Annotated in this window: 13 protein-coding genes; 7 read left to right on the top strand and 6 right to left on the bottom strand. The window is 66.5% G+C overall.

Features of this window, described 5'->3' with window-relative positions; translation table 11 throughout:
• Position 1: 1 nt before the first annotated feature.
• Positions 2-1,045: an endonuclease/exonuclease/phosphatase family protein gene (locus tag ACT2B0_RS04795; protein ID WP_481658454.1), complete on the top strand. Its 1,044-nt coding sequence runs from the start codon at positions 2-4 to the stop codon at positions 1,043-1,045.
• A gap of 24 nt (positions 1,046-1,069) precedes the next feature.
• On the opposite strand, the gene ACT2B0_RS04790 is transcribed toward ACT2B0_RS04795, so the two are convergent.
• Entirely contained in the window at positions 1,070-2,752 is a 1,683-nt protein-coding gene (locus ACT2B0_RS04790) for an electron transfer flavoprotein-ubiquinone oxidoreductase (protein WP_473461988.1), read from the bottom strand.
• 255 nt (positions 2,753-3,007) lie between these two features.
• On the opposite strand from ACT2B0_RS04790, the gene ACT2B0_RS04785 reads away from it, so the two are divergent.
• From ACT2B0_RS04785 to ACT2B0_RS04775, 3 genes are all read left to right on the top strand, one after another.
• Positions 3,008-3,601: a hypothetical protein gene (locus ACT2B0_RS04785; RefSeq protein ID WP_473461987.1), complete on the top strand. Its 594-nt coding sequence runs from the start codon at positions 3,008-3,010 to the stop codon at positions 3,599-3,601.
• Between the two features lie 69 nt (positions 3,602-3,670).
• Positions 3,671-4,525: a uracil-DNA glycosylase gene (locus tag ACT2B0_RS04780; protein ID WP_473461985.1), complete on the top strand. Its 855-nt coding sequence runs from the start codon at positions 3,671-3,673 to the stop codon at positions 4,523-4,525.
• A gap of 41 nt (positions 4,526-4,566) precedes the next feature.
• Positions 4,567-5,034 (top strand): MAPEG family protein, encoded by a 468-nt coding sequence (locus ACT2B0_RS04775; RefSeq protein WP_473461983.1) that lies wholly within the window; start codon positions 4,567-4,569, stop codon positions 5,032-5,034.
• Positions 5,035-5,049: 15 nt separating this feature from the next.
• Here ACT2B0_RS04775 and ACT2B0_RS04770 read toward each other — a convergent pair whose 3' ends face one another.
• The gene (locus ACT2B0_RS04770) at positions 5,050-5,481 is read right to left on the bottom strand and encodes a PaaI family thioesterase (RefSeq protein ID WP_473461982.1); all 432 of its coding nucleotides are present in this window, start codon (positions 5,479-5,481) and stop codon (positions 5,050-5,052) included.
• Between the two features lie 41 nt (positions 5,482-5,522).
• A complete protein-coding gene (locus ACT2B0_RS04765) occupies positions 5,523-5,921 on the bottom strand; it encodes a hypothetical protein (RefSeq protein ID WP_473461979.1) in 399 nt (132 codons plus the stop codon).
• Positions 5,922-6,069: 148 nt separating this feature from the next.
• On the opposite strand from ACT2B0_RS04765, the gene ACT2B0_RS04760 reads away from it, so the two are divergent.
• Complete coding sequence (locus tag ACT2B0_RS04760; protein WP_473461977.1) at positions 6,070-6,894, top strand: helix-turn-helix domain-containing protein; 825 nt, start codon at positions 6,070-6,072, stop codon at positions 6,892-6,894.
• A 5-nt stretch (positions 6,895-6,899) separates the two neighbouring features.
• On the opposite strand, the gene ACT2B0_RS04755 is transcribed toward ACT2B0_RS04760, so the two are convergent.
• On the bottom strand, positions 6,900-7,850 hold the full coding sequence (locus ACT2B0_RS04755; RefSeq protein ID WP_348289650.1) for a DMT family transporter: 951 nt from the start codon (positions 7,848-7,850) through the stop codon (positions 6,900-6,902).
• Positions 7,847-10,156: a xanthine dehydrogenase family protein molybdopterin-binding subunit gene (locus tag ACT2B0_RS04750; protein ID WP_473461973.1), complete on the bottom strand. Its 2,310-nt coding sequence runs from the start codon at positions 10,154-10,156 to the stop codon at positions 7,847-7,849. The genes ACT2B0_RS04755 and ACT2B0_RS04750 overlap by 4 nt, the downstream gene beginning before the upstream one ends.
• A gap of 161 nt (positions 10,157-10,317) precedes the next feature.
• On the opposite strand from ACT2B0_RS04750, the gene pepN reads away from it, so the two are divergent.
• Together pepN and ACT2B0_RS04740 are read left to right on the top strand one after the other, a co-directional pair.
• Entirely contained in the window at positions 10,318-12,966 is a 2,649-nt protein-coding gene (gene pepN / locus ACT2B0_RS04745) for an aminopeptidase N (RefSeq protein ID WP_473461971.1), read from the top strand.
• Between the two features lie 149 nt (positions 12,967-13,115).
• A complete protein-coding gene (locus tag ACT2B0_RS04740) occupies positions 13,116-15,440 on the top strand; it encodes a PAS domain-containing sensor histidine kinase (protein WP_348289658.1) in 2,325 nt (774 codons plus the stop codon).
• A 68-nt stretch (positions 15,441-15,508) separates the two neighbouring features.
• On the opposite strand, the gene ACT2B0_RS04735 is transcribed toward ACT2B0_RS04740, so the two are convergent.
• Entirely contained in the window at positions 15,509-15,976 is a 468-nt protein-coding gene (locus ACT2B0_RS04735) for an EF-hand domain-containing protein (protein ID WP_473461969.1), read from the bottom strand.
• Positions 15,977-16,002: the final 26 nt, after the last annotated feature.

Genomic DNA, 16,002 nt, shown 5'->3' with positions numbered 1-16,002 from the left:
CATGACCGGATCGACGCACACGAAACCCCGCGCCCGCAGCCTGTTTTCGAGGCTTTGCATGGCGGCCATGCTGGCCCTGGCGCTGGCGCTTGCCGTCGGTTTTGGAGGGTCCCTCCACCCGGCATTCGATTCGTTCGCGCATCTGCGGGTCCATGTCGCCGGACTGCTGGGTCTGGCGGGCCTGGCCGCCTTTGGTCTCGGTCTGCGCGCCGCCGGGGTCGGCGCCGTGATCATGGCCGGCCTGGCCGTAGCCTCGACGCTCGCGAGCCCGTTCTGGCACAGCCCGGCCGCCGCCGGGGCGGATGTGGCGCAACAGGATGTGGCGCGCTACCGGCTCTTGCAGCTGAACCTGCGTTTCGATCACCCCGAACCCAACCGGGTGCTGTCGCTGATCGCCCGTGCGCAACCCGATATCGTCACCCTCAACGAGGTCTCGCCGCAATGGCGCCTGGCGCTTGAGCGGATCGCCGCCGCCTATCCGCACCGGCTTGTCTGCGCGGCAAGCGCGGGGGTCGGCGGCGTCGCGATCCTGTCGCGGCGGCCGTTTGCCGCCAGTGCCGGAAAAGCCTGCGCACCCGGCGGACGCTTCGCACATGCGGGCATCGATCTGGGCGGCACGACGGTCACGGTGGCGGCGGTGCATTTCGGCTGGCCGTGGCCGTCGCGGCAGGCTGCCGAGGCCGCCCGGCTCGCCCCGGTGATCGCAGCTCTGGACGGCCCGACGATCCTGGCCGGCGATTTCAACGCCACGCCATGGAGCGCGTTTTTCAGGCGGTTCGTGGCAGATGGCGGCTTCGACACGCCGCCACGCCTCGGCGCCACCTGGTTATATCATGCCTTGCCGCAGGCGCTCAGGCCGGCGCTCGGCTTGCCGATCGATCATCTGATGACCCGGCAAGGCGTCCGGCTCGTGCAAACCCGAAACGGCGCGGATGCGGGCTCCGACCATGCGCCGGTCGTGGCGGATTTCGTGCTCGATCCGCCGGCCGATTCCGCGCCGGCGGCAACGATCGCGCTCGCGGCCAACCCTGACGGCATACGCTGAACCGGTTTGTCCGGTCCGCCGGGCTCACATGTTCGGGTAGACCGGCCCCTCCCCGCCCTGCGGCGGCACCCAGTTGATGTTCTGGTTCGGGTCCTTGATGTCGCAGGTCTTGCAGTGCACGCAGTTCTGCGCGTTGATGACGAAGCGCGCGCCGGAAGTCCCCGGCTTGTCGGCGACGGTTTCGCCATCGGCGTCGACCCATTCATAGACGCCGGCCGGGCAGTAGCGCGTCGAGGGCCCGGCGAATTTGTCGAACTCGGACTCCTTCTGCAATTCCATGTCCTTGACCTGGAGGTGGACCGGCTGGTCCTCGGCGTGGTTGGTGTTGGACAGGAACACCGAAGACAGACGGTCGAAGGTCAGCACGCCATCGGGCTTGGGATAGTCGATCTTCTTATGCGCGGAGGCCGGTTCGAGGGCCGCGGCATCGGTCTTGCCGTGCTTGAGCGTACCGAACAGCGAAAAGCCGAACAGCGTGTTCAGCCACATGTCGAATCCGCCGAGGCCGACGCCGAGATAGAGCCCGAAGCGCGACCAGAGCGGCTTGACGTTGCGCACTTTCTTGAGATCGCGGCCGATCTCGCTCGCCCGCCAGGCCTCGTCATAGCCGGTAAGCGCGTCGCCGGCGCGGCCGGCGGCCAGCGCCTCGGCCACGCTTTCGGCCGCCATCGTGCCCGACAGCACCGCGTTGTGAGAACCCTTGATGCGCGGCAGATTGACGAAGCCGGCCGAGCAGCCGATCAGCGCGCCGCCGGGGAAGACCAGCCTGGGCACGGACTGGAAACCGCCCTCGGTGATCGCCCTGGCGCCGTAGGAGACGCGCTTGGCGCCCTCGAACGTGTCGCGGATGGCGGGGTGGGTCTTGAAGCGCTGGAACTCGGCGAACGGCGAGAGATAGGGGTTCTTGTAATTCAGGTGAACGACGAAACCGACCGCGACCTGGTTGTCCTCCAGATGATAGAGGAAGGAGCCGCCGCCAGTCTGCTTGTCGAGCGGCCAGCCAAAGGAATGCTGGACCAGGCCCGGCTTGTGGTGTTCCGGCTTGACCTGCCAGAGCTCCTTGAGGCCGATGCCGAATTTCTGCGGCTCGCTGTCGCGATCGAGGTCGAACTTGGCGATCAGCTGCTTGGCGAGCGAGCCGCGCACGCCTTCGCCGATCAGCGTGTATTTGCCCAGCAGCGCCATGCCGGGCGCGTAGTTCGGGCCCTTGCTGCCATCGCGCTCGACGCCCATGTCGCCGGTGGCGACACCGATGACGGCGCCGGCATCGTCATAAAGCACCTCGGCGGCGGCGAAACCGGGATAGATTTCCACGCCGAGCGCCTCGGCGCGGCCGGCCAGCCAGCGGCAGACATTGCCGAGCGAAACGATGTAGTTGCCGTGATTGTTCATCAGCGGCGGCATCAGGAAATTGGGGATGCGGAGCGACCCCGCCGGCCCCAGCAGCATAAACTGATCGTCGGTCACCGGCGTCTTGAAGGGGTTTTCGGCATCATCGCGCCAGTCCGGCAACAGCTTGTCGATGCCGACCGGATCGACCACGGCGCCGGAGAGAATATGCGCGCCCACCTCGGCGCCCTTTTCGAGCACGACCACGGACAGGTCGGCATTGAGCTGCTTCAAACGGATCGCCGCGGACAGTCCCGCCGGCCCCGCGCCGACGATCACCACGTCGAATTCCATGCTTTCGCGTTCGGCTTCGCTCATTCACTCCTCCAAATCGGCGCCCGTAGCACCATCATCCGGCCATCGCCTGTCACAAAAAAGCTCGCTCCGCCATACCTTAGCGGCGGCGCGAACGAAAGAAACCGTGATGGCGACACAGCGCCGCTGTTTTGCGCGTCTATTTAATTACCTTAACGTAAACGTCAAAAAAATACCCAGACTGCGACCCCGCCTTGTCCGGGCCGCAAAGTCGGGCATACTTTCGCGATGGAAACGGCACGCGAACGGCGCGCGGCCATGCGACTGGTTCGTCGGCTTGCCGCCCTCTTGTGGCTGACCGCCCTGGCGTTGCCCGCCGCGGCGGAAGACGGCAAACGCTGGCGCGCCGGCGCCTATTCCTTTTCCGACGAGCTGGGCGGCTTCACGATCCTGTCGGCCAGCGGCGTCGGCACACGCGACGACCCGGTCGTGCTGACGCAGGAGTTCTATTCGGCCAGCCCGGTGACGCTGGTGATCCGGGCCGAAGCGCCGATCCGGCTCTACAGTTTCGACGGCAAGTTCGCCAACGGGTTTCTCAGACTGGTCGTGGTGGCGCGCAACGCCAGCGGACTTGCCTGGCACGAATTCGAGTTCGAGCTTCAAGAAACGCTCGGCCAGCCGAGCGTGTTTGGCGACGGCCTGTCCTTCAACCAGCGCCAGGTCGGGCAGGAAGGCGTGTTTTCCGGCGGTTTTTCCCGCCACCAGCGCGATTTCGAACCCTATGACCGGCTGCTTTTCACAGAAGGCACCGTCGATCCCGGCAAACAGACCGATTTCGGCTTCCTGATTTCGGATTTTACCCCGAAACTGACCTTCTTTCTGGTCCAGGATCCACGCATCCCCCTGTCATGAGACAATGCAGGCCGTTTTCATCGCGGCGCGAAAGCTCTACTGATCAAAGACCAAGAACAAGGTGACGGCGTGAGCGACCTGCGCGAACTGCTTTTCTTTTATGCCGACAGCGGCGCCGACGAGGCGCTGGAGGACGCGCCCGTCAACCGCCTGGCCCCGAAACGGACGGCGCACGCGCAGCCGGCCGAAACCGCCGGCAGGGACCGCAACGCGCCGGCGCCCTCGCGGCCGGCGGCGCCCGCGCGCTCGGACCCGGCGGCGCCGCGCCCGCCGGCCAGCCCGGACATGGCGGCGGCCATCCCCGACGAGCGCCAGGCCGAACGGGCCCGCGAGCTTGCGCGCAACGCCGGCTCGCTGGAGGAGCTGCGGGCGCTGCTGGCCGATTTCGACGGCTGCAACCTGAGATTCACCGCCAAGAACCTGGCCTTTTCCGACGGCGACCCGGCCGCCGAGGTGATGTTTGTCGGCGAGGCGCCGGGACGCGACGAGGATATTCAGGGCCTGCCTTTCGTGGGGCGCTCGGGCAAGCTGCTCGACCGCATGCTGGCCGCGATCGGCCTCGACCGCGGCAAGGCCTATATCGCCAACGTGATCCCCTGGCGCCCGCCCGGCAACCGCACGCCGACGCCGCTGGAGACGGAGATCTGCCGGCCGTTCATCGAACGCCAGATCGAACTCGCCGCGCCGAAAGTGCTCGTCACGCTCGGCGGCCCGTCGGCCAAGGCGCTGCTGCGCACCCAGGAAGGCATCTTGCGCATGCGCGGCACATGGCGCAGCCACACGACCGCCTCGGGACGCGAGATCCCGGCGATGCCGACGCTGCATCCGGCCTATCTCTTGCGCAATCCGGCCCACAAGCGCCTGGCATGGCGGGATTTTCTGGCCCTGAAGCTGAAATTGCGGGAGCTTGAGGACGGCGCCTGACGGCCAGCCGTCCCGGTGCGGCCGCGCATCCGGAGGAAAAAATGCAATCCCTGTCGCTGTCTGAGCCCGTCCTTGCCGCCTATGCGATCGCGGCAAGCCTGATGATCCTGAAGGTCGTGGCGATGTCGTGGCTGACGGTCGCGCGCATGATGCAGGAAAATGCCGGGCTGCGCGCGCCGGAAGATCTCAAGCCGACCCGGCTCAACCCCCGGCCCGATCCCGGGCAACTCCGGCCCAACGAACGCGTCGAGCGTATCCGGCGCATCCAGATGAACGATCTGGAAAACGTGCCGTTCTTCCTCGCCGCCGGCTTTCTCTACACGTTGACAATGCCGCCGCTCTGGCTGGCGCAGGTCCTGTTCTACGGCTATGTCGTCACACGGCTCCTACATTTCGCCGCCTATGCCACCGGCCAGATCCACGACATCCGCGCGGCCCTGTGGACGCCCGGATCGCTGATCATCGTGTTCATGAGCGGCAGCGTCCTGCTGGCCGCCGTCGGGTTCTGATACAGGCCGAGCCTCTCAGCCCGCAGCTTTCTTGCGCAAGAAGAGGCGACTTGTGACAATGCCCTTGGCAATCGCCCGCCCGCGCGGGTCGCGCACCGAGACATCGGTCACGGTCTGCATGCGCCCGCGCTGAATCACGACCGCCTCGGCCGTGAGGTCGCAACCGCGCGCCGGCGCGAGATAGGCGATGCTCATGGTCGCGGTGGCGCCGCCGGCAACACCGTCGCCGATCCCCGACGCGGACGCGGCCGCGCCGGCAATGTCGATCAGCGTGGCGATGACGCCGCCATGGACAAGATCGTCGAGGGTTACCCGGTCGGGTCCGAAGGGAAGCGTGGCGACGATCCGGTCCGGCTCGATCGTCGTGAACCGCAGACCGATCCCGCGTGCGACCGGCGAGCCGGCGAGCACGTGGTCGATCCAGCGTCGCGCATCGTGGTGCACCATCGGCTTTTCCCTCCGATCCACGCCTGGACACCGGGCCGCTATCAGGCGCCTTGCGCCGCGGCCGCGCGCAGAGCCACCGCCTGCAGCCCGGCGAAACCGGCAACGGCGAGCGCCTGGGCGACAACGAAGGTGATGCCGAGCAGGTTGGGTTCGACCAGTCCGGCGACCAGCATGCCGAAGCTCGCCGCGACCCACAGCGCGTTGAGGGCGACGATGTCGATCATGAGAAGGCGTGCGATCCGCTCCCTGCGGGCCGCAAAAACCAGCATGGCGACGAATGGAAACAGCACCAGTCCGGCCCATAACAGCAAAGGCTGCGGCAGGCCGAGCAACGGCGACAGCGGCCCCGCGCCGCCCGCCATCAACACGGCGGCCGCGCCGCTGACGACAGCGTCCAGATAAAGCGCATTGCGCAGGAAGGGCGTGACGGTGGCAGTCATGGTAAATCTCCTCGATCCGTCTTGGTCGGCGTCGCGGCCTACGGTGGCGGTTGCGTCCGACTGGAGCGAACCATGACGCCGGATCGCGACGCTGGCGATTACCCGCAAGGTAATGGGAATGCGCGCCGGGCTCGGTTATCAATCATTTATGAGCACGAACCCCTCCTCCACCGCCGGCGGCCTAATCCGCGAATGGCGCACCCGCAGGCGGATGAGCCAGCTCGACCTCGCGCTCGAGGCCGAGATATCGCAGCGCCATCTGAGTTTCGTGGAAAGCGGTCGCGCCACGCCCTCGCGCGACATGGTGCTGCATCTGGCCGAGCGGCTGGAGGTGCCGCTGCGCGCGCGCAACCGCATCTTGCTGGCCGCCGGCTATGCGCCGGGTTTCACCGAGCGGCCGCTCGACGATCCCTCGCTCGGCCAGGCAATGGCCGCCGTCGAGCAGGTGCTGAAAGGTCATGAACCGTCCCCCGCGATCGCCGTCGATCGCCACTGGAACCTGGTCAAGGCCAACCGGGCGATTGCGCCGTTTCTACAGGCCGTTGCCGATCCCGCTCTCTTGGAGCCACCCGTCAACGTGCTGCGGCTCAGCCTGCATCCAGACGGGCTCGCGCCGCGGATCGTCAATCTCGTCGAATGGCGTGACCACCTTCTGGAACGCCTGCGCCGCCTCAACGAAACCGTGGCCGATGCCGGGCTGGCGACGCTGGAACACGAACTGCGCGGCTATCCGGCGCCCGCGCGCGAACGGCCGAGACGGCATCAGCCGGACGGTCCGCTGGTGGCGGTACCGCTGAGGCTTAAGATCGGCGAAAAGGTGCTGTCGCTGATTTCGACGATCACCGTCTTCGGCACGCCGCTCGACGTATCGTTGTCGGAACTGGCGATCGAATCGTTTTTTCCCGCCGATGCGTGCTCCGGCGAAATCCTGCGCGCGCTTGCCGCCGAGTGGACGAACGGCCCGGCCTCTTGACGTACTCAGCCCTGCGGCGGGGTCACCCGGCGGGCAGCGCCGCGTTCGAGGCCGAGCCGGTGCTCGCGCCAGATGATGAACAGGCCCGCCCCGACGACGATCGTTCCGCCGATGATGACGTGAATTGTGGGAACGTCGCCGAACACGGTATAGCCGATGGCGATGCCGAGCAGCATGGAGGTGTATTCGAACGGGGCGATGGTCGACATGTCGGCATGGCGATAGCTTTCCGTCATCAGGATCTGGCCGATGCCGCCGCACAGTCCCGCCATGACCAGCAGCACCGCCTGCAGCGGGGCCAGCGCCGCCCAGCCGAACGGCAGCGTCAGCAGCCCGGCGACGGTGGCGGTGACGGAAAACCAGAACACGATCGTCGGCGACCTCTCCGTCTTGACCAGCCGGCGAACCAGCAGCATGGCGACCGCCGAGACCGCCGCGCCGACAAGGGCGGCCAGAACCCCCAGCGCCTCGCCGCGGCCGAGTTCGGCGCCCGACGACAACAGCGTCAGCTTGGGCCAGGAGATGATGGTAACCCCGATCAGCCCGACCACGACCGCGCTCCAACGGAAGATGCGCACCGTTTCGCCAAAGACCAGCGCGCTCAGCATGACCACGATCAGCGGCTGGGCATAATTGATGGCGATCCATTCCGGCAGCGGCAGTCGCGTCAAGGCGAAAAATCCGAGCCCCATGGCGACGACGCCGACGACGCCGCGCGCGACATGGCTCAGCGGCCGGCTGGTGCGGAAGGCGACGGCGAGTTCCCGGCGGAAGGCCATCACCGCCACCACCGGGATGACGGCGAACAGCGAGCGGAAGAACACGATCTGGCCGGGCGGCACCTCGCCCGACGCCTTGATGAAGGTCGACATGGCGACGAAGGCGCAGACCGCGGCGACCTTGAGCGCGATCCCGGTGAGCGGTCTTCGGTCGTCGTCGTCCGGCGGCGGGCTCACGCCGTGGCAGCGTCCCTGATCGCCCGCCAGATCCGCGATGGCGTCGCCGGCATGTCGATGTGGCGAATGCCGTATCCGCGATAGAGCGCATCGGTGACGGCGTTCATCACGGCCGGCGTGGCGCCGATCGTGCCGGCCTCGCCCGCCCCCTTGATGCCGAGCGCGTTGGTGGTCGACGGCACGTTGCGGGTCTCGAAGGAAAAGGACGGCACGTCGTCGGCGCGCGGCATCGCGTAGTCCATGAAGCTCGCGGTAATGAGCTGGCCGTCCTCGGCATAGACGGTGTCTTCGACCAGGGCCTGGCCCGCGCCCTGGACCACGCCGCCATGGACCTGGCCGGCGAGCAGGATCGGGTTCACCGTGGCGCCAAAATCGTCAACGATGGTGTAGGCCAGGATTTCGACGTCGCCGGTCTGCGGCTCGATTTCGAGTTCGCAGATATGGGTGCCGTTCGGATAGGTGGCCTCGTCCTGAACGAATTCGCCCATGCCCTTCAGATCCTCGGGCTTGCTGGCCGCCTTGGCGATCGCGGCGAAATCCATCGACCGGTCGGTGCCGACGATACGCGCCGTGCCATCGACGAGTTCGATGTCGGCGGCGGCCGCCTCGAGCTCGTCGGCGGCGATCTTGCGGATCTTGCCGGCAAGATCCTCGCCGGCGCGCGCGGCCGACACCCCGCCAAGCGGGATCGAGCGCGACCCCCCGGTGCCGCCGCCGGCGGCAAGCGCGTCGGTGTCGCCCTGATGCACCGTGATGCGGTCGATCGGCAGATCGAGCTTTTCCGACACGAACTGCGCATAGGCGGTGGCGTGACCCTGCCCGTTCGACTGGGTGCCGATCCTGAGCGTCACCGTGCCGTCGCCGTTCAACTCGACATGGGCGGGCTCGGAGCCGGCAAAGGCGCAGGCTTCGATATAGGTCGCCATGCCGATGCCGCGCAGCCGGCCGCGGGCGCGCGAATGGGCCGCGCGCTCGGAAAAGCCGGTCCAGTCGGCCCGCTCCAGCGCCTGGTTCATATGGCCCTCGAACTCGCCGACATCGTAAAGACGCCCGGTCTGGGTGCGATAGGGAAACTGCTCCGGGCGGATGAAGTTGCGGCGCCTGATCTCGTCAGGCGCCAGTCCCATCTCGCGCGCGCACTCGTCGACCAGCTTTTCCAACAAGAAGGCGGCTTCCGGCCGTCCGGCGCCGCGATAGGCGTCGACCGGGCAGGTGTTGGTGAACACGCCGGTGATCGAAACGTCGAGCGCCTGAATATCGTAGACGCCGGTCGACATGGTGGCGCCGACAAACGGGATGAACGGCCCGTACTGGGAATTGTAGGCGCCCATATTGGCGACGATGGCAACCCGAAGGCCGAGGAAACGGCCGTCGTCGTCCATGGCCATTTCCGCCTCGACCTGATTGTCGCGCCCCTGCGCGTCGGTCATGAAATGCTCCGCGCGGTCGCCGGTCCACTTGACCGGGCGGCCGAGACGCTTGGCCGCTTCCAGCACCAGCGGATATTCGCGATAGACGAAGGTTTTGGGGCCGAAGCCGCCGCCAACGTCGGGCGTCACTACCCGCAGCTTTTCCGCTGGCATGGCGAACACCTGCTCGGCGATGATGCGGCGCATGGAATGCACGCCCTGCGAGCCGGTGGTCAGCACGAAACGGTCCTCGTCGGCGCGCCATTCGCCGATCGCGGCGCGCGGCTCCATATAGTTGCAGACCAGCCGGTTGTTGTGGAAGGCAATGCGGGCAAAGCGCGTTGCCGCGGCGAAGGCGGCGTCGGCCTTTTCGCGCTCGCCGAGCAGATATTCGAAGGATTTGTTGGACCCCGCCTCGGGCCACACCAGCGGCGCGTCGGCGTTAAGGGCGCCGGCGGTCGCGGCGATCGCCGGCCGGTCCTCATAGGTGACATCGATCAGCTCGGCGGCGTCCTGGGCCTGGGCCCGGCTTTCGGCGACGACGAAGGCGATCGCGTCGCCGACATAGCGCACCTGGTCCGTACATAGGATCGGAATATCGCGGGTCGGCGCGCGCGTGCCGTCGGGCTGGCGCTGCATGGCCGGCGATTTCAGCGGGTTGAGATGGGCGACATCGGCGCCCGTCAGCACAAGGTGCACGCCGGGCGCGGCCTTGGCAGCGTCCGTTGCGCCCATGGTGAAGCCGGCATTGGCCATCGGCGAGCGCAGCACATAACCATGCAAGGCGCCCTCGGGCGCGATGTCGTCGGTATACCGGCCCTTGCCAGTGATGAAGGCGGCGTCCTCGACGCGCAGGACCGAAGCGCCCATTCCGAATTTCGGCGTCAACACCGTCATGTCACAGTCCGATCGTTGATTTGGAGAACGATGGCGGGATAAGCCACGCCTCAGTTTTGTCGAGCCGCCGTGTCGTGTAAAGGGCAGATGAACGAATTTGTTGTGCCACGTCCGGCCGAATCCGGCAACGGTCGTGGCGCATCCCAGGGAAAGGTCGGCGCATGCGTTCGGACAGCGGTCAGGTTTTCAAGCTCGAGGACTATAAACCTTCCGACTATCTCATTCCGACGACCAACCTGACGTTCCGGCTCGATCCCGAACAGACGATTGTGATCGCCACGCTGACGATCGAACGGCGCGCCGGGGCGCGGGCGGAAAAATCCCCCCTGGTACTGGAAGGCGACGGGCTCGAACTGGTCTCGCTGGAGATCGACGGCAAGCCGGTCGCCGAGGACGGCCACACGGTTTCGCCCGACCGGCTGAGCCTGCATGCGCTGCCTGCGGCCCGCAGCTTCACGCTCACCGTCACAACCCGGCTTGCGCCGGCCAGCAACGATGCGCTGATGGGGCTTTACCGCTCCAAAGGCGTCTATTGCACCCAGTGCGAGGCCGAAGGTTTCCGCCGCATCACCTATTTCCTCGACCGGCCCGACATCCTGTCGGTCTACACGGTGCGCATCGAGGCGGATCGGCGGTCGGCGCCACTGTTGCTGTCCAACGGCAATCCGGGCGAAACCGGCGCCCTGCCCGATGGCCGGCATTTCGCCGTCTGGCACGACCCTTTTCCCAAGCCCTCCTACCTGTTTGCGCTGGTCGCCGGCGACCTTGCCGTGGTGAAGGACCGCTTCGTTACCCGTTCGGGCCGGACGGTCGAACTCGGCATCTGTGTCGAGCACGGCAAACAGGACCGTACCGCCTACGCCATGGACGCGCTGAAACGCTCGATGATCTGGGACGAAACGGCATTCGGACGCGAATACGATCTCGACGTGTTCAACATCGTCGCCGTCTCGGACTTCAACATGGGCGCGATGGAAAACAAGGGGCTCAACATCTTCAACGACAAATATGTGCTTGCCGACGAAGACACCGCCACCGACGCCGACTTCGCCAATATCGAGGCGATCATCGCGCATGAATATTTTCACAACTGGACCGGAAACCGGATCACCTGCCGCGACTGGTTCCAGCTTTGCCTGAAAGAGGGGCTGACCGTCTATCGCGACCACGAATTTTCCGCCGACCAGCGCTCGCGCGCAGTCAAGCGGATCGCCGAGGTCCGGCTCCTGAAAGGACACCAGTTTCCCGAGGATCAGGGTCCGCTGGCCCATCCGGTGCGCCCGCGCCGCTATCGCGAGATCAACAATTTCTACACCGCGACCGTCTACGAAAAAGGGTCTGAAGTGGTGCGCATGATCCGCACCGTGCTCGGCGCGGACGCGTTCCGGCAAGGCATGGATCTCTATTTCGAGCGTCATGACGGCGAAGCGGCGACGGTTGAGGATTTCGTCAAGGCGTTCGAGGACGCCTCCGGCCAGGACCTGTCGCAGTTCTTCCTGTGGTACCAGCAGGCCGGCACGCCCAACGTGACCGCCAAGGCCAGCTATTCGGCCGCCGACAAGGAACTGGTGCTGGAGATCGAGCAGTCGGTTCCGCCAACGCCGGGCGAAAGCCGCAAGCGCATCATGCATATTCCGCTGGCCTTCGGCCTGGTCGGTCCGGACGGCAAGGACATGGGCTGGGAGCATGTCGAGGGCGCAACCGTCAGGGACGGCGTCATCCACCTGCGCAAACGCAAGCACCGGCTGCGGTTCCAGGGGATCGCGAAACGGCCGCGGCTGTCCCTCAATCGGGGCTTTTCCGCGCCGGTGACACTGTCGGTCGAGGAAAAGCGCGCCGACCGGCTGTTCCTGGCACGCCACGACGGCGACCCCTATGGCCGCTGGCAGGCGCTCAACGGCCTGCTGATCGATACGCTGATCCGCGGCGCGCGCCATATTCGCGGCGGCCGCGACGCCGCCATGCCCGACGACCTCGTCGCGCTGTGCGGCGACTTCGCCGCGGACGACGCACTGGAACCGGCCTACCGGGCGCTGGCGCTTACCCTGCCGAGCGAAGCCGACATTGCCCGCGAGATGGGCAGCAATATCGACCCCGACGCGATCCTGACCGCGCGGACCCTGCTGGTGCGCGCGATCGCCAAAGCGCACCGGGCCAGCTTCGAGACGCTGCACGCGGCGATGTCGGACACCGGACCGTTCAGCCCCGACGCCGACAGCGCGGGACGCAGGGCCCTGAAGAACGTGCTGCTCGACTATCTGGCAGCGGGGTCGCACGACGCGACACGGGCGGCACGCCACTATGCCGGGGCGACCAACATGACCGACCGTGCGGCCGCGCTCGCGGTGCTCGTCAACCGCCACGCCGGCGCGGCGGAAACGACGGCGGCGCTGGCCGGGTTCGAGCGCAGATATCGCAACGACCCGCTGGTGCTCGACAAATGGTTCCAGATTCAGGCGGCGGCGCCCGGACCCGAGACCCTCGAGGCGGTGCGTGCGCTCGTCGATCACCCGGCGTTCTCGATCGCCAACCCCAATCGGCTGCGCGCCCTGGTTGGAACCTTTTCCAGCGCCAACCAGACCGGGTTTCATCGCGCCGACGGCGAAGGCTACCGCTTCTTTGGCGACATCGTCCTTGCGGTCGATCGCAAAAACCCGCAGGTCGCGGCCCGGCTGGCAACGGCACTGCGGTCCTGGCGGTCGCTGGAACCGGACCGCAAGGCGGTGGCGCGCGAAGCGCTGCTGCGCATGGTCTCGGCCGACGGCCTGTCGGTGGATCTGCGCGACATTGTCGAGCGAACGCTGGCCTGAGCACGCGGACGGCTGCCCGCAAAACCTTAAAATTTTACGAATTTCGCCTCCCGGCACTGGACAAGGCGAATCGCGTTTGATTCTTTAATGGCGATTCGGGCGTGCGGCGTAGCCGGATCTTTTCGGGGAAATCGAGAGGCGAGAAGCCTATGGCGAAGGCGGACGCGCGCGGCGCGCCCGAGGCGGATATTTTTGTGCGGCGAACGGGGCGCCGTCGACCGATGCGCGGGCTTTCGGGTAACGCGCGCATCATCGCGGCACCCGCCTATGAACGGCTGATCGCCGCCGAACCCTATCTGCGTCGTTCGATCCCCACCCTGATCATCGTCTTTCTCGTCATCGTGGCGGCTGCGCGGGCGACCTCGCTGATGTCGTGGCGCGAAGATATCGAGCGCAGCGCACGCATGATGCTCGGCCTTGGCGCTGCGCAGATCGCCAGTGCCATCGAGGCGTCGCACCACGATCCGCAGCCGCACGGTGTGAGCCAGGTCTTCCTGGAGCGCTCGGCGCCGCTCGCGGCGCTGCGCAACCAGCACGCGTTGCTGATTACCGACGGGCGCTTCCAGGTGGTGGCGGCGACGCCCGAATTGCTGTCATGGACCGGCAAGTCGCTGGAAGAGCTGATTTCGGCCGGACAGCCGCTGTTTCTGTTCGGCGAGCGGGCCGGCGTGATGGCGGTGACGATCGGGGGCGAACCATGGCTGGCCACCGTCCGGCTGCTTGACGACAATCGCGGCGCCACGGCCGCGCTGTTGCCGCGCGACAGGATGCTGGCCGAATGGCGCCGCGCCGTGTCGCTCAACGTCACCTTGTTCGTGATCACATCGGGCGTGCTGATCGTCGTGCTCTACGCCTATTTCAGCCAGGCCGCCCGCGCCCAGGCCGCCGACCGCATCTACAACGAGGCGCACCAGCGCATCGACCTGGCACTGGTGCGCGGACGCTGCGGGCTGTGGGACTGGGACATGGGCCGCGGCAAGATGTACTGGTCTCGCTCGATGTACGACATGCTCGGCTACGAGCCGTGCGAGGACATGCTGTCCTTCGGCGACGTCGCCGGGATCATCCACGCCGACGACGGCGATCTGTTCGGGCTTGCCAACCGCATCGTCTCGCGCGAAATCGACCAGATCGACCAGATCTTCCGCATGCGTCACGCCAAGGGGCATTGGGTGTGGATGCGGGCCAGGGCCCAGGTCATCGATCCCGATTCGTCCGAAGTCCACCTGATCGGCATCGCCGTCGACGTCACCGAGCAGCACAATCTGGCGCGCCAGTCCGAACAGGCCGACATGCGGCTGCGCACCGCGATCGAAAGCATATCCGAATCCTTCGTGCTGTGGGACCTGAACGACCGGCTGGTGATGTGCAACACCAAGTTCCAGGAGCAGATGGGCCTGTCCGCCTCGCAGGTTGTGTCGGGCACGTCGCGGGCCAACCTCGAAGCGAGCATGAACGGCTACGCCTTCGAGCGCAAACTGGTGAGCCCGCAGGGCCGCGGCGGCGGCGCGACCTTCGAACGCCAACTGGCCGACGGGCGCTGGCTGCAGGTCAACCAACTGCCCACCAAGGACGGCGGCACGGTGTCGGTCGGCGCCGACATCACGCAGTTGAAGCTGCACCAGGAGAAGCTGGTGGAAAGCGAGCGCCGGCTGATGGCGACGATCCACGATCTGAGCCTGGCCCGGCGCGCGGAGGAAGAGCGCGCCCGTGAACTGGTCGACCTCAACCGGAAATATATGCGCGAAACCGAGCGCGCCGAGGCCGCCAACCGGGCGAAATCGGAATTTCTGGCCAACATGTCGCACGAGCTGCGCACGCCGCTCAACGCCATCATCGGCTTTTCGGAACTGATGCAGTCGAGCCTGTTCGGACCGCTCGGCTCGGAACGCTACGAAGAATATACCCGCGACATTCACGCCAGCGGCAACTACCTGCTCGGCGTCATCAACGACATCTTGGACATGTCCAAGATCGAGGCCGGGCAGTTCTCGCTGCAGCGCGAGGAAATCGAGCTTGCCGCGTTGATGGCGGAGGCGGTACGGGTGATTTCGGTCCAGGCGTCGGAAAAGGCGATCGAGATCGAGACCAATATCGCCCAGGCCACCACGCTCCAGGCCGACCGCAGGGCCGTCAAGCAGATCGCGCTCAACCTGTTGTCGAACGCGGTGAAATTCACCGGACAGGGCGGGCGCATCAGCGTGCGGGCGCGCAAGGCCGGCGGCGCACTGGTGCTGTCGATCGAGGACAATGGCTGCGGCATCCCGCGCGACGCGCTGAAAAAGCTCGGGCGTCCCTTCGAACAGGTCGAAAACCAGTTCTCCAAGAGCCATCGCGGCTCGGGGCTCGGCCTGGCGATCTCGCGCTCGCTGACCGAGATGCATGGCGGGTCTCTGAAGATCAAATCGACCCAGGGCCGGGGCACGATCGTATCGGTGCGCATACCGGTCGCGGAATTGAAGATGGCGGCGTGATGTCGCCGGCGGCGGGGGCCGCGGCAATGCCCGGGCGCCGAGGGGGGCACCCGGGCATTTTGCTTTGACTATTCCGGGCGGTGCCGGCGATGGTGGTGCTTGCCGCGCCTGGGCATCTCCGAACGGTCGATGACGCCGTCGTCGTTGCGGTCGAGAAGCGCGAACATCTTGCGTTGACGGCTGTCGATTTCGTCGGCCGTCAAGGCGCCGTCGCCATCGACGTCGAAACGCCGGATCAGGCGCCGCGCCTGGCGTTCGGCGCGGATGCGCACGATCTCGTCGGCGATCTCGCCGACCGTCATCCGGCCGTCGCCGTCAGCATCGGCATTGGCCAGCCTGGCATCGATCGTGGCGGCATATTCCTCGAAGGTGAGGTCGCCGCTCTGGTCGGCGTCAGCCTGTTCCAGGCGCATGCCGTGGCCGCCGTTCCAGCCCTGGCGCATGTCGTCGTCCTGGGCCTGGACCTGAGCCGTGGCGGCGCCGAGCAGCCCGGCCAGGGCCAGAAAAGTCATCGCCGCATTGGTTCTGGTCTTCATCGTTTTCTCCTTTCGGTGGTCGCCCC

This window comes from Nitratireductor sp. J20-h4, from assembly GCF_056780505.1.
This window is presented reverse-complemented; position numbering and strand designations above follow the sequence as displayed.

Coding starts and splice junctions, on each gene's coding strand:
- ACT2B0_RS04750 (WP_473461973.1), bottom strand. CDS start 10,156: ATGACGGTGTTGACGCCGAAATTCGGAATGGGCGCTTCGGTCCTGCGC.
- ACT2B0_RS04795 (WP_481658454.1), top strand. CDS start 2: ATGACCGGATCGACGCACACGAAACCCCGCGCCCGCAGCCTGTTTTCG.
- pepN (WP_473461971.1), top strand. CDS start 10,318: ATGCGTTCGGACAGCGGTCAGGTTTTCAAGCTCGAGGACTATAAACCT.
- ACT2B0_RS04765 (WP_473461979.1), bottom strand. CDS start 5,921: ATGACTGCCACCGTCACGCCCTTCCTGCGCAATGCGCTTTATCTGGAC.
- ACT2B0_RS04775 (WP_473461983.1), top strand. CDS start 4,567: ATGCAATCCCTGTCGCTGTCTGAGCCCGTCCTTGCCGCCTATGCGATC.
- ACT2B0_RS04760 (WP_473461977.1), top strand. CDS start 6,070: ATGAGCACGAACCCCTCCTCCACCGCCGGCGGCCTAATCCGCGAATGG.
- ACT2B0_RS04785 (WP_473461987.1), top strand. CDS start 3,008: ATGCGACTGGTTCGTCGGCTTGCCGCCCTCTTGTGGCTGACCGCCCTG.
- ACT2B0_RS04790 (WP_473461988.1), bottom strand. CDS start 2,752: ATGAGCGAAGCCGAACGCGAAAGCATGGAATTCGACGTGGTGATCGTC.
- ACT2B0_RS04740 (WP_348289658.1), top strand. CDS start 13,116: ATGGCGAAGGCGGACGCGCGCGGCGCGCCCGAGGCGGATATTTTTGTG.
- ACT2B0_RS04735 (WP_473461969.1), bottom strand. CDS start 15,976: ATGAAGACCAGAACCAATGCGGCGATGACTTTTCTGGCCCTGGCCGGG.
- ACT2B0_RS04770 (WP_473461982.1), bottom strand. CDS start 5,481: ATGGTGCACCACGATGCGCGACGCTGGATCGACCACGTGCTCGCCGGC.